The organism is Oceanisphaera arctica, from assembly GCF_002936955.1.
Taxonomy (GTDB): Bacteria; Pseudomonadota; Gammaproteobacteria; order Enterobacterales; family Aeromonadaceae; genus Oceanimonas; species Oceanimonas arctica.
Window position 1 is genome coordinate 24,998 of record NZ_MPZM01000005.1, and the last position, 21,000, is coordinate 45,997.

At 58.6% G+C, this 21,000-nt stretch carries 23 protein-coding genes, 1 tRNA gene and 1 pseudogene; 8 read left to right on the plus strand and 17 right to left on the minus strand.

The annotated features are described in order from the left end of the window. Nucleotides 1-66: 66 nt before the first annotated feature. A complete protein-coding gene (locus tag UN63_RS03685) occupies nt 67-1,737 on the minus strand; it encodes an AMP-binding protein (protein ID WP_229793511.1) in 1,671 nt (556 codons plus the stop codon). A gap of 178 nt (nt 1,738-1,915) precedes the next feature. Beyond that, the gene (locus UN63_RS03690; protein ID WP_104485436.1) at nt 1,916-2,515 is read right to left on the minus strand and encodes a TetR/AcrR family transcriptional regulator; all 600 of its coding nucleotides are present in this window, start codon (nt 2,513-2,515) and stop codon (nt 1,916-1,918) included. Between the two features lie 123 nt (nt 2,516-2,638). On the opposite strand from UN63_RS03690, the gene UN63_RS03695 reads away from it, so the two are divergent. Continuing rightward, nucleotides 2,639-3,337 (plus strand): glutathione S-transferase family protein, encoded by a 699-nt coding sequence (locus UN63_RS03695; protein ID WP_104485437.1) that lies wholly within the window; start codon nt 2,639-2,641, stop codon nt 3,335-3,337. An 86-nt stretch (nt 3,338-3,423) separates the two neighbouring features. Here the strand turns inward: UN63_RS03695 and UN63_RS03700 are convergent, their stop codons facing one another. The 4 genes from UN63_RS03700 to UN63_RS17170 all read right to left on the minus strand — a co-directional run bounded on the left by UN63_RS03700 (nt 3,424) and on the right by UN63_RS17170 (nt 4,704). Further along, complete coding sequence (locus UN63_RS03700; RefSeq protein ID WP_104485438.1) at nt 3,424-3,765, minus strand: Fis family transcriptional regulator; 342 nt, start codon at nt 3,763-3,765, stop codon at nt 3,424-3,426. A 74-nt stretch (nt 3,766-3,839) separates the two neighbouring features. Next, complete coding sequence (locus tag UN63_RS17385; protein ID WP_219821061.1) at nt 3,840-4,058, minus strand: diguanylate cyclase domain-containing protein; 219 nt, start codon at nt 4,056-4,058, stop codon at nt 3,840-3,842. Between the two features lie 11 nt (nt 4,059-4,069). Then, nucleotides 4,070-4,261, minus strand: a complete 192-nt coding sequence (locus UN63_RS17455; RefSeq protein ID WP_373294569.1) for a diguanylate cyclase domain-containing protein — start codon at nt 4,259-4,261, stop codon at nt 4,070-4,072. Then, nucleotides 4,189-4,704, minus strand: coding sequence for a response regulator (locus tag UN63_RS17170; protein WP_219821063.1), 516 nt, complete (start codon nt 4,702-4,704; stop codon nt 4,189-4,191). Before UN63_RS17170 ends, UN63_RS17455 begins: the two co-directional genes overlap by 73 nt. Nucleotides 4,705-4,738: 34 nt before the next feature. Between UN63_RS17170 and UN63_RS03710 the strand changes: the two genes are divergently transcribed. Further along, nucleotides 4,739-5,038: a hypothetical protein gene (locus UN63_RS03710; RefSeq protein ID WP_104485439.1), complete on the plus strand. Its 300-nt coding sequence runs from the start codon at nt 4,739-4,741 to the stop codon at nt 5,036-5,038. Nucleotides 5,039-5,041: 3 nt separating this feature from the next. Here UN63_RS03710 and UN63_RS03715 read toward each other — a convergent pair. Continuing rightward, nucleotides 5,042-5,129, minus strand: a tRNA-Ser gene (locus UN63_RS03715). A gap of 244 nt (nt 5,130-5,373) precedes the next feature. Here UN63_RS03715 and rnt point away from each other — a divergent pair. Then, nucleotides 5,374-6,090: a ribonuclease T gene (gene rnt, locus UN63_RS03720; RefSeq protein ID WP_104485440.1), complete on the plus strand. Its 717-nt coding sequence runs from the start codon at nt 5,374-5,376 to the stop codon at nt 6,088-6,090. Nucleotides 6,091-6,147: 57 nt separating this feature from the next. Here rnt and UN63_RS03725 read toward each other — a convergent pair whose 3' ends face one another. Continuing rightward, nucleotides 6,148-6,846 (minus strand): cupin domain-containing protein, encoded by a 699-nt coding sequence (locus UN63_RS03725; RefSeq protein WP_229793510.1) that lies wholly within the window; start codon nt 6,844-6,846, stop codon nt 6,148-6,150. A gap of 222 nt (nt 6,847-7,068) precedes the next feature. After that, nucleotides 7,069-8,547 (minus strand): molybdate ABC transporter ATP-binding protein ModF, encoded by a 1,479-nt coding sequence (gene modF, locus UN63_RS03730; protein WP_104485442.1) that lies wholly within the window; start codon nt 8,545-8,547, stop codon nt 7,069-7,071. A 170-nt stretch (nt 8,548-8,717) separates the two neighbouring features. Between modF and UN63_RS03735 the strand changes: the two genes are divergently transcribed. Continuing rightward, the gene (locus UN63_RS03735) at nt 8,718-8,963 is read left to right on the plus strand and encodes a TIGR02647 family protein (RefSeq protein WP_104485443.1); all 246 of its coding nucleotides are present in this window, start codon (nt 8,718-8,720) and stop codon (nt 8,961-8,963) included. A gap of 99 nt (nt 8,964-9,062) precedes the next feature. Here the strand turns inward: UN63_RS03735 and UN63_RS03740 are convergent, their stop codons facing one another. Beyond that, nucleotides 9,063-9,668, minus strand: coding sequence for a peroxiredoxin C (locus UN63_RS03740; protein WP_104485444.1), 606 nt, complete (start codon nt 9,666-9,668; stop codon nt 9,063-9,065). Nucleotides 9,669-9,905: 237 nt separating this feature from the next. Here UN63_RS03740 and UN63_RS03745 point away from each other — a divergent pair, with 237 nt between their 5' ends. Then, a complete protein-coding gene (locus tag UN63_RS03745; RefSeq protein WP_104485445.1) occupies nt 9,906-11,228 on the plus strand; it encodes a Na+/H+ antiporter family protein in 1,323 nt (440 codons plus the stop codon). 274 nt (nt 11,229-11,502) lie between these two features. On the opposite strand, the gene UN63_RS03750 is transcribed toward UN63_RS03745, so the two are convergent. Beyond that, the gene (locus UN63_RS03750; RefSeq protein WP_104485446.1) at nt 11,503-12,405 is read right to left on the minus strand and encodes a LysR family transcriptional regulator; all 903 of its coding nucleotides are present in this window, start codon (nt 12,403-12,405) and stop codon (nt 11,503-11,505) included. A 201-nt stretch (nt 12,406-12,606) separates the two neighbouring features. On the opposite strand from UN63_RS03750, the gene aguB reads away from it, so the two are divergent. Next, entirely contained in the window at nt 12,607-13,497 is an 891-nt protein-coding gene (gene aguB / locus UN63_RS03755; protein ID WP_104485447.1) for an N-carbamoylputrescine amidase, read from the plus strand. After that, the gene (aguA, locus tag UN63_RS03760; RefSeq protein WP_104485448.1) at nt 13,497-14,567 is read left to right on the plus strand and encodes an agmatine deiminase; all 1,071 of its coding nucleotides are present in this window, start codon (nt 13,497-13,499) and stop codon (nt 14,565-14,567) included. Before aguB ends, aguA begins: the two co-directional genes overlap by 1 nt. Before the next feature lie 298 nt (nt 14,568-14,865). Here aguA and dedD read toward each other — a convergent pair whose 3' ends face one another. From dedD to UN63_RS03790, 6 genes and pseudogenes are all read right to left on the minus strand, one after another. Beyond that, nucleotides 14,866-15,570: a cell division protein DedD gene (gene dedD / locus UN63_RS03765; RefSeq protein WP_104485449.1), complete on the minus strand. Its 705-nt coding sequence runs from the start codon at nt 15,568-15,570 to the stop codon at nt 14,866-14,868. Nucleotides 15,571-15,607: 37 nt separating this feature from the next. Beyond that, nucleotides 15,608-16,846 carry a bifunctional tetrahydrofolate synthase/dihydrofolate synthase gene (folC, locus tag UN63_RS03770; RefSeq protein WP_181068171.1) on the minus strand — a complete coding sequence of 413 codons (1,239 nt, stop codon included), beginning with the start codon at nt 16,844-16,846 and terminating at the stop codon, nt 15,608-15,610. Continuing rightward, nucleotides 16,843-17,706 (minus strand): acetyl-CoA carboxylase, carboxyltransferase subunit beta, encoded by an 864-nt coding sequence (gene accD, locus UN63_RS03775; RefSeq protein ID WP_104485451.1) that lies wholly within the window; start codon nt 17,704-17,706, stop codon nt 16,843-16,845. Before accD ends, folC begins: the two co-directional genes overlap by 4 nt. 281 nt (nt 17,707-17,987) lie before the next feature. After that, nucleotides 17,988-18,782, minus strand: coding sequence for a tRNA pseudouridine(38-40) synthase TruA (truA, locus tag UN63_RS03780; protein ID WP_104485452.1), 795 nt, complete (start codon nt 18,780-18,782; stop codon nt 17,988-17,990). 92 nt (nt 18,783-18,874) lie between these two features. Then, nucleotides 18,875-18,997: pseudogene (locus UN63_RS03785) on the minus strand (FimV/HubP family polar landmark protein); the annotation flags it as partial. Between the two features lie 18 nt (nt 18,998-19,015). Continuing rightward, entirely contained in the window at nt 19,016-20,119 is a 1,104-nt protein-coding gene (locus UN63_RS03790) for a 4-phosphoerythronate dehydrogenase (protein WP_104485453.1), read from the minus strand. Between the two features lie 145 nt (nt 20,120-20,264). On the opposite strand from UN63_RS03790, the gene UN63_RS03795 reads away from it, so the two are divergent. Next, nucleotides 20,265-20,996 (plus strand): phosphatase PAP2 family protein, encoded by a 732-nt coding sequence (locus UN63_RS03795; RefSeq protein ID WP_104485454.1) that lies wholly within the window; start codon nt 20,265-20,267, stop codon nt 20,994-20,996. Nucleotides 20,997-21,000: the final 4 nt, after the last annotated feature.

Here is a 21,000-nt window from a genome sequence, read left to right on the forward strand (position 1 = left end):
CTTTTGCAGCCAAATTAGCCGTTATTACGTAAAACGAAAAAAGTGATTATTCCGTTTTTGCAATAATCACTTTTTCTCGGGCAGCAGCTGCTCCCACTGAATCTTGCTTCCCTTCGGCCAGCGCTGCTCCAGATCCGCATATTGCTGCTCCAGCAGGTGGCGTTTGATCTTGAGCGTGGGGGTCATGATGTTGTTTTCTATGGTCCAGGGAGCCTGCATCACCAAGATACCGCCCAGCCGCTGGTGAGATTCCAGTTGCCGGTTGATATGATCCAGAGTCGCGTTCAGTTGCTCGGCGACAGGCCCTTTATGGTGCAGGTCGGTACCCTCAGCCAACTGCACCAGGGCCAGCGGCTGCGCCTGACCACTGCCAATCACGCAGGCCTGCTCTATCAAGGCGTTGTCGGTCAGCATAGATTCAATAGGCACTGGCAGTACATACTTGCCTTTGGCGGTCTTGAAAGCATCTTTTATCCGACCTGTGATAGTGAGATAGCCTTCATCGTCAAGCGCTCCCTGATCGCCGGTATGCAACCAGGCATCCTGCAGTGTCTCGCGAGTGGCCGACTCCTGCTTGTAGTATCCGCGCATCATGCCCGGGCAACGGCAGAGTATTTCGCCGTTGTCGGCAATGCGAATGTCGACATGAACGCCAGGCTTGCCCACGGTACCCACCTTGTCGGAGCGAAAGGGATAATTCAGGGTGGAATAGGCCAGGTTTTCGGTCATGCCCCAGGCTTCGGTAATGGGCATGTCAATCTGCTCGTACCAGCGCAGCAGCGACGGCGATACCGGGGCCGAGCCACAGCCCAAAACACGGGCATCGCCGAGACCCAGACCGGCCCGAATCTTCTTTTTGACCAGCCCGGAGATAAACGGAATTTTCAGCAGCACATTCAGTTTTTTCTGGGGCAGCCTGGCCAGTATGCCGCTGCGAAAGTTGGTCCACAGCCGGGGCACCGAGATAAATACCGTGGGCGAGATGGTTTTCACATCATCGATGAAGGTGTCCAGACTCTGGGCGAAGCCAACCTGTACACCGCCATAGAGGCTGGCCCCCAGCACATAGACGCGCTCGGTAATGTGCGACAGCGGCAGATAGGAAAAGGCGCGATCCTCGCTGTTCAGCCCCACGGTTTCCACTATGCCCTGGCAGGCCGCCGCATAGGCACCAAAGTCGATAATCACGCCCTTGGGGTGGCCGGTACTGCCCGAGGTATAGACCAGGCTCATCAGTCGATCCGGCGTTGGCGCCGGCGGCCGTGCTATGGGGTCGTGCGCCAGCAGGCTGTCCCAGCTGTGCTGAGTATGCATGGTGGACGGATACGGCATGGCAATACGGAGAATACCTTCGGGGATGCCCGGCTCCTGAACGCTCGGCTCGTCCAACTTGCCGGTAATAATGGCCCGGCTTTCACTGTGCTCCAGCACATAACGCACCGTGTCGGCACCGGCGGTGGGATAGATGGGCACGCTGACAAAGCCACCCATCTGCAGGGCAAAGTCGCAGATAAACCACTCGGCACAGTTTTTGGACAGCAAGGCCACCTTGTCGCCGGGTGCCAGCCCCAGGGCATTCAGGCCCGCCACCAGACGAGAAGCCTGATCCAGCACCCGGGACCAGCTGTAATGATGCCAGTGGCCATCTTTCGGCTGATGCAAATAGACGTCTTCAGGCTGATGTTCGGCCCTGTAGTACAGCATTTCCAGCGGGAGCTTGTCGGGAGTGTGTGTCATGAGCGTCCTTGGCAACAGGGGTTTTCGTATTTAGTAGCATAGCCGAAAGAGCCCGTTTTGAGGCTGCCAACTTGTTGATGTGTCTCAAAAAGACGATGCGGTACGCCGAACCGGGCTCAAAAGACGTACTCTAATACTTTCCTGAAAAATTATGTCGAACACCCTGACTTGTATTCTCTCAGCTCGACAATAGACAAAGCTCAATCTCTTCATTCGCTTCCCACGGCAGCCAGGGCAGGCCGACTTTCATGGCCGTCACCATGACATCCCGCTCATGCCCCAGGTAGCCATACACCCGGATACCAAAGATGTGCAACATCAGGCTCGCCGCATACTGCCGGGCCAGCTCGGGCGCATAGAGGCGCCCCAGATAGTCGGCATAAAGGCTTTCAATGTCGGTCAGGTAGACACTCACCTTGTGCTGCAGGGCGCCTCCTGATGCGGCCAGCTCCAGCTGGCTTTTCACCAGAAAACAGCTGCAGTAATCCACCTTGCCGGCCTCATCCACCATGCGCAGCAATTGCCGGCATATTCCCTCGCCGATGGACGGAGCCTGCTCCAGCACCTGACACAGCATAGACTTGGCCTGACCGGCATAGTGTTCCAATGCCGTCTGGTAAAGCGCTTCCTTGCTGCCAAACGCCAGGTACAGGCTACCCGGCTTGAGTCCGGTTGCCTTGACGACCCGCTGAATGGAGGCACCGCTAAAGCCCTGCTGCCAGAATAGTCGGGTTGCATCCCGAATCACCTGTTCTCGATCAAACTGTACTCGTGTCATTTTCACTACTGCCTTGAATCATCTGGCTGAAGTATACCTTTTGCTTCAAACCATGTTCAAATCAACTTGAACGTTCACTCAAGCCATGCTTGAATGAACGTTCAAATTATACCGGAGCCCCCCATGATCAAATTCTTTTTTAACCGTGCACCCAATCCACTGAAGATTGCCCTCTACCTGGAAGAAACAGGTCTGCCCTATGAAGCCGTGCCCGTCGACACCCGCAAAGGCGAACAGCACTCCCCCGCCTTTCGCGCCATCAACCCCAATGGCAAGGTGCCGGCCATTGAAGACAATGGCGTGCGGGTATTCGACTCCACCGCCATTCTGCTCTACCTGGCCGAAAAATCAGGTCATCTGGCAGGCGCCCCGCAGGATCGCGCCGAGCTATTGTCCTGGATGATGTTTATCGCCAGCGGCGTCGGGCCCTTTTCCGGCCAGGCGGTACACTTCAAGCACATGGCACCGGAAACGATCCCCTATGCCATCAACCGCTACGAGCGTGAGACAGAACGTCATTACGAGGTGCTGGATACGCACCTCGAGAACCGCCAGTACATGGTCGGTGACAGCTACAGCATTGCCGATATTTCGGTCTGGGGCTGGATCGACAAGGCCGCCTTCATCCTGGGGGAAGACGTCCCGCAGGCCTATCCGAACCTGATGCGCTGGTTCGACAGCGTCAACAACCGCCCCGCCGTTGCCCGCGCCCGGGACGTCGGCAAGGATGTCTCGTTCAAGACGGAGCTTGACGAAGCCAGCAAGCGTGCCATGTTCCCGCAGAACTATCCTAAAGCGTCCAACACCACCAAAACCGCCTAAAGAGAAACAGAAGCAGACACGGCAGGCTCAAAACAAGAGCCTGCTGTAACGACGATTCCAAGAACTTCCCCTGGTCAGGATAATACTCAACGCAGCCTGTCGGCCCATTTTCCGTTATGGTCTCTGTCGCAGTTTTCTTCGGTATCATACGCAATGCCGCCTGCCACAGATTTTGGATTGATGCCCACAGCGGAGAGCTTTTTCTGGATCAGGGCATTCAATTCTTTATGACTGCTGCCGGCGATAAAACTTGCGAGGTTTTCATTTGTATCGAAAACACATACAACCTTTAAACTTGCAGGAAAGTCAGAATAATCAACAATATGGGTAAGCCATTGAAACCCATTAATTTCTTTCAATGCCATATCGCAAACGACGGTCAACTCGACTCTAAGCCGATTTTCTATTTTTTTGTCCGTTTTTCGCACACATCACCTTATTTTGTCTCACGCCAAAAAAACGGGTGGCTTGCGGCCTGCTCCCACCCTTGCGCTGCGGCGTATCAGCCTGGCAGGGGAAAGCACTCCGACTGCTGGGTGAGCTCGATAGCGCAGACTCTGTCCCGTCCCTCTTCCTTAGCCCGATACAATTGTCTGTCGGCGGCCGCCAGCAAGGCCTGAGGGGTCAGGTCGGGAGTGGGTATCAGTGTTACCACGCCCTGGCTGATGGTCACCCGATTGCCACTCTTCGAGCCCAGATGTTCAATGTTAAGCGCCCTCACCGCCGCTTACATCACCTCCGATCGCTGGATGGCACCCCGGAAGTCGGTATCGGGAAGAATACAGACAAACTCCTCGCCACCAGATCGTGCGGTCGCCGAACAGACTGGTTTAACGCCTCCGCGACCGCAATCAGACAGCTGTCTCCTTCCTGATGTCCGTATATATCGTTGAACCGTTTGAAATAGTCCAGATCCAGCAGCACCAGCGACAACGGACGTCCTTCACGCTGGCAGCGCGCCAGCTGAGCGACAGCTGAGCGACAGCTGAGCGACAGCTGAGCGACAGCTCTTCATCGAATTTGCGCCGATTGGCCACCTTGGTCAGGCTATTGAGCATGGCAAGGGAGCGCAACATATCGCTTTGCTGCTTCAACGCCAGGTGGGTGCGCACCCGGGCCGAGACGATCACCGGGTTGATGGGCTTGGTAATAAAGTCTACAGCACCAATTTCAAATCCCAGGACTTCTTCCGCTTCCTGACTCTGGGAGGTCACGAAAATAACCGGAATATCCCGGGTTTCCGGCTCCGCTTTCAGCCGGCGACAGACTTCATGGCCACTGAGCCCTGGCATAACCACATTCAGCAGTATGATATCCGGACGCTGCTCCCGGAAGAGGGTCATCCCCTGCTCGCCGCTCGGCGGCATCTTCCTCGAACCCCCTCAGCAGTCGTCGATACAGATGCGCTCTCCCACCGAAGCGGCGAATAACATCGTCGATGTTCTCATCCGTTCCGGCCTGGTGCTCAAGCGGCTTGGTCACCTTTGGTCCATCGATATTGGCACTAAACGACTGCAGCATGGCCACCAGTTGCTCTATATCCACCGGCTTGCCGATGTGCGCATTCATGCCCGCGGCCAGACAGGATTTGGTGATACCTTTCGCAGTGGATTCCGAGGAGTGGATTCCGAGGAGTGGAGCACTGGTGCGGAAAGCCCCAAAACGAAAAAACCCGCCGATTTCTCAGCGGGTTTTTCTTGAAGATGGCGGTGAGGGAGAGATTCGAACTCTCGATACGTTGCCGTATACACGCTTTCCAGGCGTGCTCCTTAAGCCACTCGGACACCTCACCAGATTTTGCTTGGCTGCCGGTCCGTTACCGTCCTCGGCGAGCGGGGCATATAGTAGGCAAGCCGCTGCCGGGGTGCAATCTTTTTTTGCCCGCACCTGAACCGTTTGCACAATATTGCGCCACTATGACTTCACGATCACGCCACTGCGGTGGTGCCCAAGGCTTGGCAGGCCGAGAGAGGCGACGCCGAGGGGCGACTCTGGCATAATGACGGCCCGGTTTTTTCAGGTAAATTAGGACGATAATGACGGAAACTGCAGCGCTAACTCAGCTTAACGAACGCTTTCGGGGCTATTACCCGGTGGTGATCGACGTGGAAACCGGCGGTTTTAATGCCAGAACCGATGCGTTGCTGGAAATTGCCGCCATTACCCTGAAGATGGACAAGAATGGCTGGCTGGTGCCGGATCAGACCTTTCATTTTCATGTCTCCCCCTTCGAAGGCGCCAACCTGGAACCCGCCGCCCTGGCCTTTACCGGCATAGACCCTTTCAGTGCCCTGCGCGGGGCCGTGACCGAGCAGGAAGCCCTGGAGCAGATATTCAAGGGTATCCGTAAAGGACTCAAGGCCAACAAGTGTCAGCGCGGCATCGTGGTGGCCCACAACGCCTCCTTCGATCACGGCTTCGTAATGGCGGCGGCAGAGCGGGCGGGCATCAAGCGTAACCCCTTTCATCCCTTTGCCACCTTCGACACCGCCACCCTTGCCGGTCTGGCATTAGGGCAAACGGTGCTGGCCAAGGCCTGCAAGGCCGCCGGTATGGACTTCGACAATAAAGAGGCGCACAGCGCCCTCTATGACACCCAGAAAACCACCGATCTGTTCTGCCGCATCGTCAACCGCTGGAAAGAGCTAGGCGGCTGGCCCCTCGCTCCCATCGTCACCGACAGTGACAGCGAGCAAGACAACGAAAGCAATGACGAAAGCGATGGCCAGAGCGAGTCGGTTCCCCTGGCATAACGCCACCTTCGTCATCGTCAACTCTGCTCCCGACCCGGGTCGCCCGGTCGGGACAGCTTAATCGGCGGTAACCGCGCCCAGGTGCCCGGTTCTGACCCACAAGCGGGTGTCGGGGCCGGCTTGCAGCTGGGGCTGACTGCCGGGAGGAAAGCGCAACCAGCTTAGCCCCGGATAGTGCGCCGTCCCCTTGCTCGCCTCCCCTGCCTGCTCTTGTTTGGCAGGGACGTCTCCTTCCAGCAGCTCCCCTTCCAGTACAAGAATTTCCAGCCCGTGTCGATAACAGCAGGACGGAAAGGCCCCACCATCGGGAAAATGCAGCACGCTGGTATGTACACCGCCATGATGGTGCAGCGGCAGCCGGCGATAACCCTGACCACCGGTGATCCATAATCTCTGCTCAGGCAGCACCTTCAGCCACATATCATCATCTTCATCAAACTGATTCAACTTGACGAAAATCACGCAACCCTCGCGGGTGAAGGAGCCGTGGCGGCTGCCGGGCGGATGGCGCACATAGCTGCCGGCGGGGTAATCGCCGTTTTCGTCGGAAAAGGTCCCTTCCAGCACCCAGAACTCTTCACCCAGTGGGTGCAGATGCTCGGGAAAGTGAGAGTCTGGTTCAAACCGCACCAGGCTGGTGACATGGCCGCTCTCGACCTGCTGTCGCTCCAGCGGATAGCGCCATACGCCAGCCGCAGGCGATGGCTGCCAGCGGCTGGCGTCGTAGTTAAGGGAAAGGGGTTGGGAAAAATTCATGTTCAGCATCGGTTCATGTCCCGACAGACGAGGGTAAGCTCATCCTCGCCTGCCCCCGCGTTTGGGTCAAGAAGGAAACGCCGTGAGGCGTGACATGGTAGATACCATTTATGCGGCGCAAACCCGCAAACGACTCGGCGTTTGCAGGCATGGCGTTATCACCTGAACGTCTCGCGTGCTCTGATCCGCCAGCTGAAGCGGCGGCTACAAAACACTGACAGCTTATTGCTCATGGCTTACGGCTGTAGTGACATACCGATACCCTTCGCCGTCGGCCACGAAGGTCAGGCGGTGGCTGATGCACGACGGGGCATCCTGCTGATGGTGCGACACAAACAGCAGCTGGGTGCCGCCTTCGGCCACCAGCAGATCGATCCAGCGCTTGACCCAGTGTCGGTTGAAGCTGTCCAGCCCCTGCAGCGGCTCGTCCAGGATCAGAATAGGCGGATGCTTGACCATGGCGCGGGCAATCAGCAGCAGCCGTTGCTGACCGTAAGACAGATGACGGAAGGGCTCGTTGGCAAGCCGCTGCATACCAAGCAGGCTCAGCCATCGGTCGACCAGCGCCAGCTGGGCGTCGCCGGGCTGTTGATAGACGCCAATGGAGTCGAAGAAGCCGGACAGGATTACCGCCCTGGGGGTGGCGGTAACGCGGTAGTCCTGCTGCATGGTGGTGCTGACATAACCGATGTGCTGCTTGATGTCCCAGATAGTTTCGCCGCTGCCCCGTCGGTGACCAAACAGGGTCAGATCGTTGCTGTACCCTTGAGGGTGATCGCCGGTGACCAGGCTTAGCAGGGTCGACTTGCCGGCACCATTGGGGCCGATGATCTGCCAGTGCTGGCCCGGATTTACCTGCCAGTTCAGGCCGGTGAGAATACGCTTGTCGCCATAGCTGACGTTGATGTCACGCATGATGATGCGCGGGGTATCTGCATCCAGAGCCCGACGCTGTGCGTCCGGATCGGCCGGTGGCAGCGCCTGCGTCGACGCTTCCATCGCCGCCAGGTGGCTCAATTGCATCAGCTCGGCCGAGGCCGCCACTTCAGCCCGAGGGCCGGCCAGACTCAGCTCGCACTCGGTCAAGATGCCGAGCCGGTCGGCAAAGTCGGGGATTTCCTCGAAACGGTTGAGGATCAGCACCAGGGTCTGCCCCGACGCCACCAGCTCATGCAGCAGGCTCATCAAGCCTTGGTGCGATGCCACGTCCAGGCCGTCGAAAGGTTCGTCCAGGATCAACAGTTCCGGCTGTTGCAACAGGGCCCGGCACAGCAGCACCTTGCGGGTTTCACCGGTAGAAAGATGGCGAAAGCCCCGGTCGAGCAGCGCGGTAATGCCGAAGCGGGTGGCCAGGTCCTCCAGCTCGCCCGCATCGCCGCCGGCTTCCAGCATGATCTGCCGGGCGCTGTGCCCCTCGTCCTGATAGTCGAGCAAGTCGCTTTCGTCTTCTTCCCGCTCCCGGTCGGCCAGTTGCTGCAACTGTTCGAACGACACCCATTCGATACGATCGAAACCATTGTCGGCCTCCCCGCTCAGCTGTTTCAGCTCGCCGGCCAGGGCCCGGGCCAGGGCAGTTTTGCCGCTGCCATTGGCGCCGACAAAACTCCAACATTGCCCGGCGTCCAGCTCAAGCGCTTTGATGGACAGGCGATGATGTTCGCTGATGGCGAAGTCGGCGTGGCTGATACGAATGGCAGTCATGGGGTCAAAGTTCCTTTTCGATGAATGGCAAAAAATCACATCATCGACAACCCGGCCCTGTGATGCAAGTAACAATATGCACGACTAAATTCCTAATTGTGAGCCAGCGCGCAACCGAAGACGGCAGAACAGGCTAACGTTTAGAGGTATTTTTTCATCGAGGAATTCATATGCGCTATCACCCGGACCTGCTCAACGAACTGAATCTGCTGTTGCATTTCGATCTCGATACCACCCGGCAAGGCATCAAGGTACATCACGACGCCGAGCCGTCGCTGATTGCCGCCGCCATTCGGCTGCATGAAAAGGGGCTGAGCACTCAGCCAGACGGGGGTTATCTGACCGACCTGGGACGGGAAGCCAGTGAACACGCCCAGGCCCTGCTGACACTGTTACGCGAGCCCGCCACCGCCTGAGATGTTCTTTCGGCGCTTGAATGGCGCCACTTTCATCACGTATAAAAAATGCCGGCAATTACTTGCCGGCATTTTTATTTAATCTTGAATCGAGAAGGCTTACAGGCCTTTGGCGTTCTCGGTCAGGTACTTGGCTACGCCTTCGGTAGACGCTTCCATACCTTTTTTGCCTTTTTCCCACTGAGCCGGGCACACTTCGCCGTTGGTCTCATGGAACTGCAGGGCATCAACCATACGCAGCATTTCGTCGATGTTACGACCCAGCGGCAGATCATTAACCACCTGGTGACGGACCAGGCCGTTGGCGTCGATCAGGAAAGAACCGCGGAAAGCCACACCGGCTTCCGGATGCTCAACGTCGTAGGCTTTGCAGATGTCGTGCTTGATGTCGGCAACCAGCGGGTATTTAACCTGGCCAATACCGCCATTTTCCACGGCGGTGTTGCGCCATGCGTTGTGGCTGAACTGGGAATCGATGGACACGCCGATCACTTCCACGCCACGCTTCTGGAACTCTTCAAAGCGGTGATCGAAGGCGATCAGCTCTGAAGGACATACGAAGGTGAAGTCCAGCGGGTAGAAAAACACCACGGCTGCTTTGCCCTTGGTGAATTCCTTGAAGTTGAAGTTATCAACGATTTCGCCATTACCCAGTACAGCAGCAGCGGTAAAGTCGGGGGCCTGACGGCCTACCAATACGCCCATGTCTATCTCCTTGGTGATTACACTAATGGGTTTCCAGGAAACCTCGTCGTTCGACTACACAGTATATGGGCGCCTGCGACCAAACCCAAGGGGCAGCACACCCTATATGTTGCCGGTTGCGCAAAGTTACAGCGGCGAGGAATGCAGATTATCGACAAAAAAGCTCGACATTCGGGGCTGAATTCGCAAACTAGCCCCCCTTAGTTCCCCTCAGTCAAAATATCATAAGGATAATCAATGAATCCTGTTGTCGTCGCCGTCTGCCTGATGCTGGCCCTTAGCCTGCTACGCATCAACGTGGTGATCTCTCTCGCACTCAGCGCCCTGGTGGGTGGCATGGTCGGTGGCCTGTCACTGACCGAAGCCGCCAATATATTTGCCGATGGCCTCGGTGGCGGTGCCACCATCGCCCTGAGCTACGCCATGCTGGGCGCCTTCGCCGTGGCCATTGCCCGCTCCGGCATTACCGACCTGCTGGCGGTCAAGGTCATCAAGGCCCTGGGCCAGAACGCCACGGCTGGCCGCATGCTGTGGATCAAGGCGATGCTGTTAAGCTCCCTGTTGCTGGTGGCCATTTCATCCCAGAACCTGATCCCCATTCATATCGCCTTTATTCCCATCCTTATCCCGCCGCTGCTGCATGTAATGGCCAGGCTCAAGCTGGACAGACGTGCCGTGACCTGTGTGCTGACCTTCGGCCTTACCGCGACTTACATGATGTTGCCGGTCGGTTTTGGTGGCATCTTCCTCAACAACATATTGCTGGCCAACCTGGTCGAGAACGGCGTCGCCGTCAACAAGTCCATGCTTCCCACCGCCATGGCCATTCCGGTTGGCGGCATGTTTCTGGGTCTGCTGGTGGCCTTGTTTATCAGCTACCGCAAACCGCGCCTTTACGATGAAAGCAAGATACTGGCGGTCGAGCCCGAGCATATTCAGGTGAACGGCGCCCATATCGCCATCGCCGTGGTCGCCATTCTGAGTGCCTTGAGTCTGCAGCTGTACAGCGACTCCATCATTCTTGGCGCCATGGTTGGTTTCGTGATTTTCACTCTGGGTGGCGTCATCAAATACAAGGAAAGTCAGGATGCCTTTACCCAGGGGGTGAAGATGATGTCGCTGATCGGCTTTATCATGATTGCCGCCGCCGGTTTTGCCGCCGTGATGAAGTCGACCGACGGCATCGGCAGTCTGGTGCAGGCAGTAGACTCGGCGCTGGGCGACAATAAGGCGCTGGCGGCGCTGGCCATGCTGGTGGTGGGGCTGTTTATCACCATGGGCATCGGCTCGTCGTTTTCCACCATTCCCATTATCGCGCCCATCTATGTGCCGCTGTGTATCGCCCTGGGCTTTTCGCCGCTGGCGACCCTGGCCATTATCGGCACCGCCGGCGCCCTGGGTGATGCGGGCTCTCCTGCCTCCGACTCGACCCTGGGCCCTACCTCGGGCCTGAATGCCGACGGCCAGCACGATCATATCTGGGACTCGGTAGTACCGACCTTCCTGCACTTCAACCTGCCGCTGATTGGCTTCGGCTGGGTAGCCGCCATGGTGCTTTAAATCAAGCCGTAAGCTGTCAGTTTTTGTGCCGGGCCATGCCCGGCACTTTTGTTTTATCTTCACTCCTTTCCCTCGCTTACTACCAAGTCGCCAGGCAGTCTCTAACAGACAACTCCGTGCTTGCACGAAGCAGCAGCAGGGATTGCCGGAGCCGACCGTCAAATGCCATGGACGGCATTTGCCGAGCGCCCCATGGAAGGGCTCGCAGCGTGTCGGCGCAGACAACGCTGCTGATGCTTCGCGTTGCTGCTTCTCCTCACACCTAATCTTCAACTCAGATCAGCGAGCGCAGCAAGCCCCGTAACCACTGCAATGCCGGCTGGCGGTCGTGCAAAGGATGCCAAACGCAGTTGAGATGATAAGCAGGCAAATCCGCCGGCAACGTCACCCGTTTCAGCGGCAGCGCCTCGGCCAGCATCACCGCTACCTTGTGAGGCAGCACCAACAGATGATCGCTCTGGCTAACGATGGCCGCCGCCGACATATAGCTTTGGCTGTTGACCGAGATGCTGCGTTTCAAGCCCTGGCTCGCCAACCAGGTGTCGACGATGGACTCCCGGGTGCCCAGCGGCGAATGAAACACATGAGGCAGCTCGGTGAGCTGCGCCAGGTTGATCCCGTCGGCAACGACCGGATGCTCCCGACTGACCACCCCCGCCAGCGGCTCGGTCAGCCAGGTTTCTGTACGCAGCGAGCCCGGCACCTGCATGTATTCATCGAAGCCCAGCACCAGATCCACCTCGCCGTTGGCCAGCGCCTGCTCGGGCAGCCGGTCGCGCAGTATCTCGATTTCGATGCGCACCCCCGGGGCTTCGGTCTGCAAGCGACGGATTAGTGGCGGTATCAGCACACACTCCACGTAATCTGTGGTGCTGAGCACGAAACGGCGGTTCGAGGTGGCCGGCACGAAGCTGTCTTCCCGCCCCAGCTCCTGCTCCAGCAGCTCCAGGGCCTGCCGCACGGTTTGATGCAGGGCCTGGGCCCGGCCGGTGGGCTGCATGCCGGTGGCGCTGCGCACCAGCAGCGGGTCTTCGAAGAACTGGCGTAGTCGGTTGAGGGAATGGCTCATGGCCGGCTGGCTGATAAAGCACTGCTGGGCCGCCCGGGTGACGTTGCGCTGGGTCATCAGGGCGTCGAAGGCCAGCAGCAGGTTAAGGTCGAGTTGGTGCAGCTTCATCTTTATTCACCAGATAAATAATTAAATTAATACTATTCATTTGATGGATGATAACGCAAGGGGCACACTGCGGTCTGAAGAGTCGAGTTGTGGATAAATGAATGACATGTAGCCCAAGGCATGTCACGGCCGGCGGAGCAGAGCCCTTTACCCTCCTCCACCGGCAACTCGCTGACAATTTACCGAATAAAGGAGTTGATCATGGCAATGGTTACCGTAGCCGCCACCCAGATGGCCTGCAGCTGGAACAAAGAAGAAAACATCAATCGTGCCGAGAAACTGGTGCGCGAGGCCGCCACTCAGGGCGCCCAGATTATCCTTATTCAGGAATTGTTCGAAACCCCCTATTTCTGCATAGACCAGAGCCCGGAGCACTTCGCCCTCGCCCATGATGTCGATAACAGCCCGCTGATCCATCACTTTCAGGCCCTGGCCAAAGAGCTGGCCGTGGTGCTGCCGCTGAGCTTCTTCGAGAAAGCGGGTAACGCCTATTACAACTCCCTGGTGGTAATCGACGCCGACGGCACCGTGCTGGATCTGTATCGCAAGACCCATATTCCCAACGGCCCGGCCTATCAGGAAAAGCAGTTCTTTACCCCCGGCGACACCGGTTTCAAGGTATGGCAGACCCGCTATGCCAAGATTGGCGTGGGCATCTGTTGGGATCAGTGGTTCCCGGAAACCGCCCGCAGCCTGGCGCTGATGGGTGCCGAGCTGATTTTCTTCCCGACCGCCATCGGCTCCGAGCCCGCCTATCCCGAGATCGACAGCCAGCCGCACTGGACCCGTACCCAGCAGGGTCATGCCGCCGCCAACCTGGTGCCGGTTATCGCCTCCAACCGTATCGGTACCGAGCAGAGCAAATTCATTGACGGCCTCGAAATGACCTTCTACGGCTCTTCCTTTATCGCCGACCAGTTCGGTGAGCTGGTAGCCCAGGCAGACAAGACCACCGAAGGCGTGCTGGTGCACAGCTTCGATCTGGAAGACATCGCCAAGACCCGCATTAGCTGGGGCCTGTTCCGGGATCGCCGCCCGGCCATGTATCAGACCCTGCAGACCTCCGACGGCAAGCAGCAGGGAGGCCGCTGATGGACGCACTGAAAGGTTTTCACATGCCCGCCGAATGGGCTCCCCAGCAAGCGGTATGGATGATCTGGCCCCACAGACCCGACAACTGGCGCGAGCAGGGTAAACCGGCTCAGGCCACCTTTGCCCAGCTGGCCAAGGCCATCGCCGCCTCCACGCCCGTATATATGGCGGTGCCGGCAGAAGAAATGGACAAGGCAAAGCAGCTGATGCCGCCACAAGTCAATCTGGTGGCCATCGACAGCGACGACGCCTGGGCCCGGGATACCGGCCCAACCGTGGTCATCAACGGTAAAGGCGAGGCCGCCGGTATCGACTGGATGTTTAATGCCTGGGGCGGTCACGAAGAAGGCCTCTATTACCCTTGGGAGAAGGATCAGGCCATGGCCGGCGCCATGATGGCCCATCAGCAACTGCCGGTGCACAAGGCGCCACTGGTGTTGGAAGGCGGCTCCATTCATGTAGATGGCGAAGGCACCCTGCTGACCACAGCCGAGTGTCTGCTCAACCCCAATCGCAACCCGGATTACACCCAGGAAGACATAGAGCAGCAGCTGAGAGACTATCTGGGCGTCAGTCATTTTATCTGGCTGCCGCACGGAGTTTATCTGGACGAAACCAATGGCCACATCGACAACATGGCCTGTTTCGCCCGCCCCGGTGAGGTGATACTGCACTGGACCGATGACAAGAATGATCCTCAGTATGCCCGCTCACAGGCGGCCTACAAGGTGCTGAGTCAGGCCCGGGATGCCAAGGGTCGCCCGTTGAAAATATGGAAGCTGCCCCAGCCCGGCCCATTGTTTATCACCAAACAGGAAGCCGCTGGCGTGGCCCCCGGCCCTGGCGTACCTCGAGTCGCCGGTGAGCGGATGGCGGGCTCTTATGTCAACTTCCTGATCAGCAATAACCGGCTGGTGTTTCCGCTGCTGGACAAGCGTACCGACGAAGAGGCTCGCCAGATGCTGGAAACCATTTTCCCGGAGCTGGAAGTGGTGGGCGTACCGACCCGGGAGATTCTGCTCGGCGGTGGCAATATCCATTGCATCACCCAGCAGATCCCGGCAGTGTAATTACACCGAACAGCCCCTCCCCCTTGGCATCGGAGTCGCAGGCATTACTGTGGAGATTCGCCAGGGGGAGGTTGGGATGGCGTGTCTCCAGCAACGCCGTACAGTAACCCCTCCCCAGCCCTCCCCTTGCCTTGCACCCCGCTGTCATTCCTACGCACCGAGGCTAAGGGGAGGGAGCAGAGCGGCGCCTGCCGCCGGCGTTGCGGGCCTTCGATGATCTCGCAATAAAAAGCCCCGTTAACCGAATCGGTTAACGGGGCTTTTTTGTCTACTGGTTATCGTACTACTGGTTCGCCTACTACTGGGGCCGCACGCTGCCCTTGAGGCCGGTGAGCCGCTCCAGCGCAGACAGCTGCTGTTCCAGACGTGCTTTGCTGTCGGGACCAACCCATACCCGGTTCAGCTCGCCCTGACGGGGTACCGCCGGGGTGGTCTGAGCCCGGTAGCCGGATGCACGCAGTTTTCTGACCAGCGCATTGACGTTATCCGCACTGCGAAACGCCCCCAGCTGAACCACATGATCTCCCTGCTGAGGGGTTATCTGCTGAGGCGCTATCTGTTTAATTACAGGCGCGGGCCGCACCACAGGCGCAGGCTGAACTATCGGTGCCGGTTTTATTATCGGTGCGGGTTTCACCACCGGGGCCGACTTGGGCGCGGGTACGGGTTTCGGCTCAGGTTCTGGTCTCGGTTCTGGTTTGGAAACGGGCTGAGGAGCCGCCGGGGGCGCCTCTTGGGCTTGTTCCAGCGACCAGACCTCGGGCCTGACCTCCGCCGACACCGGCTGGCCGGCCGTTACCTGCCCGGCCGCCGCCTGCTGTTCAGCGGCGGGCGGTGCCGTCACAACAGGGCGAGCCGGCTCAAGTTCCGGGCGCAACGGTATGGTGACCGCCTCATCGGGGGCCAACTGTTGTTTGCCATCCAGTAGGTCGGGCAGAAAAATAACACCCAGCGCCACCAGAATGACGGTACCCACTAATCGATGCTGAAATTGTGTCGCCAAAGCGCCCTTCCTCACTTGCTGCCAGTTATGCCGTTGGTTATGTTCTGCTCGCCAGCACCTCGGCGACGGTAAAGAAGGAGCCGAACACAATGATGATGTCCTGCTCACCCGCCTCCATTTCTGCCGCCGCCAATGCCGCCGTTACCGAGTCGAAACAGGTGCCCGCTTGCCGCTCGGCCAGCTCATTCGCACTGGCACCACGAGGGCCGCCGAGACTGGCCAGATACCAGTCGTCCACCAGATCACGAAGAGGTGCCAGGCTGGCGGCAATGTCCTTGTCTTTGAGCATTCCCACCACGGCCCGGCAGCGCCTGCTGCCCTTAATGCCCGGTAACCGGCTAGCCAGATAGCCGGCCGACTCCGGGTTATGGGCAACGTCTATCCACAACCTGGGCCCGAGCTGCTGTAGCCGACCACTCAAACTGGCCTGACGCAGCCCCGCCCTTATCGCCTCGATATCGAGGGAAAAAGGCGAAAGCGCCAGGGTCGCCAGTGCCGTGGCCGCGTTCATCAGCGGCAAGCTCGGCAACGGCAAGACGTCCAGACTCAGACCCAGCCCCTGAAAACGCCACTGGTCATCCAGTACCTGCCATTGATAGTCCCGCCCGGTACAGCTCAGCGGGGTTTCCAGCAGCTCGGCATGGGCCAGCAGACTGGCTGGAGGATTAAGATCACCGCACACCGCCGGCTTGCCGGCGCGGAAAATACCGGCTTTTTCGAAGCCGATGGTTTCCCGGTCAAAGCCCAGCCAGTCGGTATGATCGAGTGCCACCGTGGTGACCACCGTCTGATCCGACGCCACCACGTTGGTGGCATCCAGCCGACCACCCAGCCCCACTTCCAGCAACACCACATCGGGAGCGGCATCACGAAACAGCCACAGCGCCGCCAGTGTGGTGAACTCGAAGTAGGTCAGTGCCACTTCGGCCCGGGCCGTTTCCACCGCGGCAAAGGCGGCACAAAACGCCGCGGCATCCGGGCTGACGCCGTCGACTCGCACCCGTTCGCGGTAATCGACCAGGTGAGGAGACGAATAGACGCCCACGCTGTGGCCACCGGCCCGCAGCATGGCCTCCAGCAGGGCACAGGTAGTGCCCTTGCCGTTGGTGCCGCCGACGGTGATCACATGACTGGGCAAACTAAGCAGATCCAGACGGCCAGCCACCAGCGCCATGCGCTCCAGCCCCAGCTCGATATGAGCCATGTTGAGGCCTTCCAGCACGACCAGCCAGTCGGCAAGCGAGCGGTTGCGAGAGTCGACAAGGCTGCTCATCAGAACTCTGCCGGCTCCTGATTCATCAGCTTGCCGATGAGTCCTGCCAGCTTGTCGCGCATTTCACGACGGTCGACGATCATATCGATGGCACCATGCTCCAGCAAAAATTCGCTGCGCTGGAAACCCTCGGGCAGTTTTTCCCGTACCGTTTGTTCGATGACGCGCGGACCGGCAAAACCGATCAGTGCCTTGGGCTCGCCGACGTTGACGTCGCCCAGCATCGCCAGGCTGGCGGATACGCCACCCATGGTCGGATCGGTCAGCACCGAAATATACGGCAGACCCGCCTCGGACAAACGGTTGAGGGCTGCACTGGTCTTGGCCATCTGCATCAGCGAGAACAGGGCTTCCTGCATGCGGGCACCACCGGAGGCGGAGAAACACACCAGGGCCCGGTTTTCTGCGATACAAGCATCAACCGCCTTGATAAAGCGCGCACCCACTACGGAGGCCATGGAGCCACCCATAAAGGAGAATTCGAAGGCACAGGCCGCTACCGGCAGGCCTTTGAGGGTGCCGGTCATCACCACCATGGCGTCTTTTTCATTGCTGCTTTTCTGGGCGGCGCTGATACGGTCTTTGTATTTTTTGGAGTCTTTGAACTTGAGCACATCCTGAGGCTCGAGTTCGGCACCCAGCTCGACACGGCCATCCTGGTCGAGGAACTTGTCCAGTCGCAGCCGACCGCCAATGCGCATATGGTGATCGCACTTGGGGCAGACTTCCAGATTGCGATCCAGTTCGGCACGGTACAATACCTGCTCGCAATTGGCGCACTTGGTCCAGACACCTTCCGGAATGTTATGACGACGAACACCGATGTTCTTATTCTTGGGAAGAATTTTCTCAAGCCAACTCATGGAAATCCTTAGCGTTATTGCATCGTTATTGCAGCTTTGTCACTGCATGGTTATTGCAAAACAATTGCATCGTTATCACGCAGCCTGGTCAGATTGGGCGGCCGCTAATCGGTCAAGCATCACCGATGACCGGTGCTGTTCGCCGTTACCCCGCCCTCTGCCAGCCTGGTTGCCGGGCGCTCCCCTTAGGGGTGCCCGAGGCGTTATGGCTGGCATTAAACCATATATCTGCATGCGCGTTGATAAAAAACTTAAGCCTGACGGTACTGGTCCTACCCCGATCAGCGCAACTGATCCGGTAGCCATAATGGTCCTGGCGGGGCGTCCGGCAAACCATAGTGTTCCGGGTAATCTACCGTCACCAGATAAAGTCCACCCGCCTTGGCTGTGGGCCCTGCCAGGTTACGATCCCGTCCTTCCAGTACTTCCTGCACCCAGCCGACGCTTTCTTCTCCCATCCCCACCTTCAACAGCGTGCCGGTGATGTTGCGCACCATATGATGCACAAAGGCGTTAGCCTTGATGTCGAGCACCACATAGTGGCCATAGCGCTGCACATTCAGGTGCAGGATGTTGCGATTGGGGCTGTGCGACTGGCACTGCATGGCACGAAAGGAGGTAAAGTCGTGCTCACCCAGCAGATACTGGCCCGCCTCATGCATTTTCTGCACATCGATATCGCCCACATAATGACTAACCCCGCAGCCATGAATGGCGGGCCGCATGTTGTGGTTGAATATAATATAGCGATAGCGACGGGCGGTGGCGCTGAAGCGCGCGTGAAAGTCGTCACCCATCGTCTTGACCCACCGCACCGCAATGTCGGATGGCAGATTCGCATTCATGCCCAGAGTCCAGGCGCCGGCCTGCCGATCCGCATGGGTATCGAAGTGCACCACCTGGCCGGTACCGTGCACACCGGCGTCGGTACGGCCGGCACACTGTATGCTAATCGGATGATCGGCAATCTTGGACAGGGCTTTTTCCACCTCAGCCTGAACGCTGGGGACTTCTCGTTGCCGTTGCCAGCCATAATAACGGCTGCCGTCATACTCGATGCCAAGGGCAATGCGCATAATCAGTTCCAAGGGTAAAAAAGGACGGCAATTATACCCGTTACCGAGTCAAATTGAAGAACCGGCCTCGGAACGAGGCCGATGAAAGGAAATCAGCGCCTGGCCAACCGCTGCAACAGCTTCTGCGCATCGCGCTGCTGCTCTTCATTGCCATGCTCCAGCGCCTCGTTCAGCAGTTCGCGTGCGCTGTCGATTTCGAGATAGGCCCGAGCCAGGCTATCGGCACCCCGCCTTCATACTTTAAAGCCCAATGCCTCGCCACTGCCGGTCATTCCCGACAGTTGCACAGATCCCAGCTCTCGACGCTGGGGATATTGCTTGCGCAAATGGTCAAAAAAGCCTGGCTGACCCAGAGCCAGGCGAAAGGCGGCGTCGTCCTGCTCTATGTCATACACCAATCGTACCAATCGGGCTACCAGGGCCTGATCCGGCGCCTCCTTCAGGTGCACGGCGCCTATCGGCGATGGCGGCAACAACTGCTCGGGGGTCAGGTGTATGCTAACCTGCCGCTGCTCACACAAGGCACGGTAAAGAGCGAAGGTGCCCCTCGCCTTGCCTTCGAGGCTGTAGCCGGCGATATGGGGAGTGGCCAGCAATGCATGAGGCACCAGCGGTGCCAGCACCTCGGGCTCATGCTCCCACACATCCATCACCAGGGTCAGTGGAGAGGCACCTTGTTGTCGAGCCAGCAGGGCTTGGTTGTCCCACACATCGCCCCGACAGGCGTTAATCAGCACCTGTTCGGTATTCAACCCAGCGATGGCCGCCTGATCCAGCAAATGCCAGGTTGGATGCTCGCCCCCGCGAATAAGGGGCACGTGAAAACTGACGATATCGGCGGACAACGCCTGTTCAAAATCGACAAACTCTGTCGTGTCCGTCAATGCCCTCGGCGGGTCACACAACAGCACTGTCATACCCAGTGCCCGGGCCCGCTCGGCCACCTCGGCACCGGTATTACCGACCCCCACCACACCCAGGGTTTTATCCTTTAGCGACCAGCCCTTGTGCGCCGCCACCCGCAGCAAGGCCGCCAGCACATAATCACCCACCGCCACCTTGTTGCAACCCGGGGCACTGGCAAAGACGATGCCCCGCCGGGCGAGCAGCTCGGTGTCGATATGGTCACAGCCGATGGTGGCGGTGCCCACGAAGCTCAGCCGTTCGGCCTCAGCCAGCAGGGTCTCATCCACCCGGGTAATGGAGCGCACCAGCAGCACATCCACATCACGCAGCTGCTCGGGGCTGATTTCCCGCCCAGGGCAAGTCACTATCTCGGCCCAGTCACCAAACAGTTCCTGCACGAAGGGCATGTTTTCATCGGCCAGCAATTTCATCGACTATTTCCTTGAGTGTCGGGATCCTTAAATGACGAGTTCCCTGAATGGCGGGTCATTGTACCCCGAGTTGCGGAGGTCTTCAGCTTCCATCGGCCTGCCGTTTTGCTAGAATCGCCGCTTTCCTCTCAAGCGATTTCTTTTCATGACACCACGATTACTGTTCACGGTGCTGGCGATACTGGTATTGCCGGTCGCCATCGCCAGCATGGGCTACCAATGGCACTGGCAGTGGTTTCCGCTGCTGGATCTGGATGATACCCCTGCCCTGCTGGCCTATGGCCTGACCCTGTCGGTCGGCAAATACGGCATCGCCATCACCCTTGTCGCCCTGAGCCTGCTGGCCTTGCGCCGCTGGCGGCACAGACCCGGCCTGTTGTTGATGTTTTTTTTCTGCCTGATGGCTGCGCTGGGCAGCGCCTTTGTCACCAAGACATTGGCCAAGCAATACTTTAAAGAACCCCGCCCTTACGTGCTGTGGCTGGCAGAAAAGGGCCGACTCGCCGACAGCGACCGTTTTTATGCCCAGCTACCCTCGATACGGGAAAAATGGCTGGCCGATGGTTTAAGAGAAATGCCGGAGCGGCAGGTGCCGGGCTGGCTCAAGCTGCACTGGCAGGATGAGGTCAGCTACTCCTTCCCTTCTGGCCATTCGATTGCTGCCATGACCATCGCCGGCTTCTATTGCCTGTTGCTGCTCTACCGGCGCCGTTCGCCCTGGCTTATCGGTGCGCTCGCTACCTGGGCCGTGGCGGTATGCTATTCGCGCCTGTTGCTGGGTCTGCACTGGCCGGTGGATATTCTGGCCAGCAGCGTGCTGGGGGTCATGTTCGGCATGCTCGGCGCCTGGGCCTTCATCCGTTGGGATCAACGCTGAGGCG

What these genes read in the sequence shown, in the direction of transcription:
- UN63_RS03735 (WP_104485443.1), top strand. Translation starts at nt 8,718, where the DNA reads ATGCGCTATCACCCGGACCTGCTCAACGAACTGAATCTGCTGTTGCAT.
- accD (WP_104485451.1), bottom strand. Translation starts at nt 17,706, where the DNA reads ATGAGTTGGCTTGAGAAAATTCTTCCCAAGAATAAGAACATCGGTGTT.
- UN63_RS03685 (WP_229793511.1), bottom strand. Translation starts at nt 1,737, where the DNA reads ATGACACACACTCCCGACAAGCTCCCGCTGGAAATGCTGTACTACAGG.
- UN63_RS03740 (WP_104485444.1), bottom strand. Translation starts at nt 9,668, where the DNA reads ATGGGCGTATTGGTAGGCCGTCAGGCCCCCGACTTTACCGCTGCTGCT.
- aguB (WP_104485447.1), top strand. Translation starts at nt 12,607, where the DNA reads ATGGCAATGGTTACCGTAGCCGCCACCCAGATGGCCTGCAGCTGGAAC.
- UN63_RS03750 (WP_104485446.1), bottom strand. Translation starts at nt 12,405, where the DNA reads ATGAAGCTGCACCAACTCGACCTTAACCTGCTGCTGGCCTTCGACGCC.
- UN63_RS17170 (WP_219821063.1), bottom strand. Translation starts at nt 4,704, where the DNA reads ATGCCGCCGAGCGGCGAGCAGGGGATGACCCTCTTCCGGGAGCAGCGT.
- modF (WP_104485442.1), bottom strand. Translation starts at nt 8,547, where the DNA reads ATGACTGCCATTCGTATCAGCCACGCCGACTTCGCCATCAGCGAACAT.
- truA (WP_104485452.1), bottom strand. Translation starts at nt 18,782, where the DNA reads ATGCGCATTGCCCTTGGCATCGAGTATGACGGCAGCCGTTATTATGGC.
- aguA (WP_104485448.1), top strand. Translation starts at nt 13,497, where the DNA reads ATGGACGCACTGAAAGGTTTTCACATGCCCGCCGAATGGGCTCCCCAG.
- UN63_RS03725 (WP_229793510.1), bottom strand. Translation starts at nt 6,846, where the DNA reads ATGAATTTTTCCCAACCCCTTTCCCTTAACTACGACGCCAGCCGCTGG.
- rnt (WP_104485440.1), top strand. Translation starts at nt 5,374, where the DNA reads ATGACGGAAACTGCAGCGCTAACTCAGCTTAACGAACGCTTTCGGGGC.
- UN63_RS03710 (WP_104485439.1), top strand. Translation starts at nt 4,739, where the DNA reads ATGCGCTCTCCCACCGAAGCGGCGAATAACATCGTCGATGTTCTCATC.
- UN63_RS03790 (WP_104485453.1), bottom strand. Translation starts at nt 20,119, where the DNA reads ATGAAATTGCTGGCCGATGAAAACATGCCCTTCGTGCAGGAACTGTTT.
- UN63_RS03695 (WP_104485437.1), top strand. Translation starts at nt 2,639, where the DNA reads ATGATCAAATTCTTTTTTAACCGTGCACCCAATCCACTGAAGATTGCC.
- UN63_RS03690 (WP_104485436.1), bottom strand. Translation starts at nt 2,515, where the DNA reads ATGACACGAGTACAGTTTGATCGAGAACAGGTGATTCGGGATGCAACC.
- UN63_RS03745 (WP_104485445.1), top strand. Translation starts at nt 9,906, where the DNA reads ATGAATCCTGTTGTCGTCGCCGTCTGCCTGATGCTGGCCCTTAGCCTG.
- UN63_RS03795 (WP_104485454.1), top strand. Translation starts at nt 20,265, where the DNA reads ATGACACCACGATTACTGTTCACGGTGCTGGCGATACTGGTATTGCCG.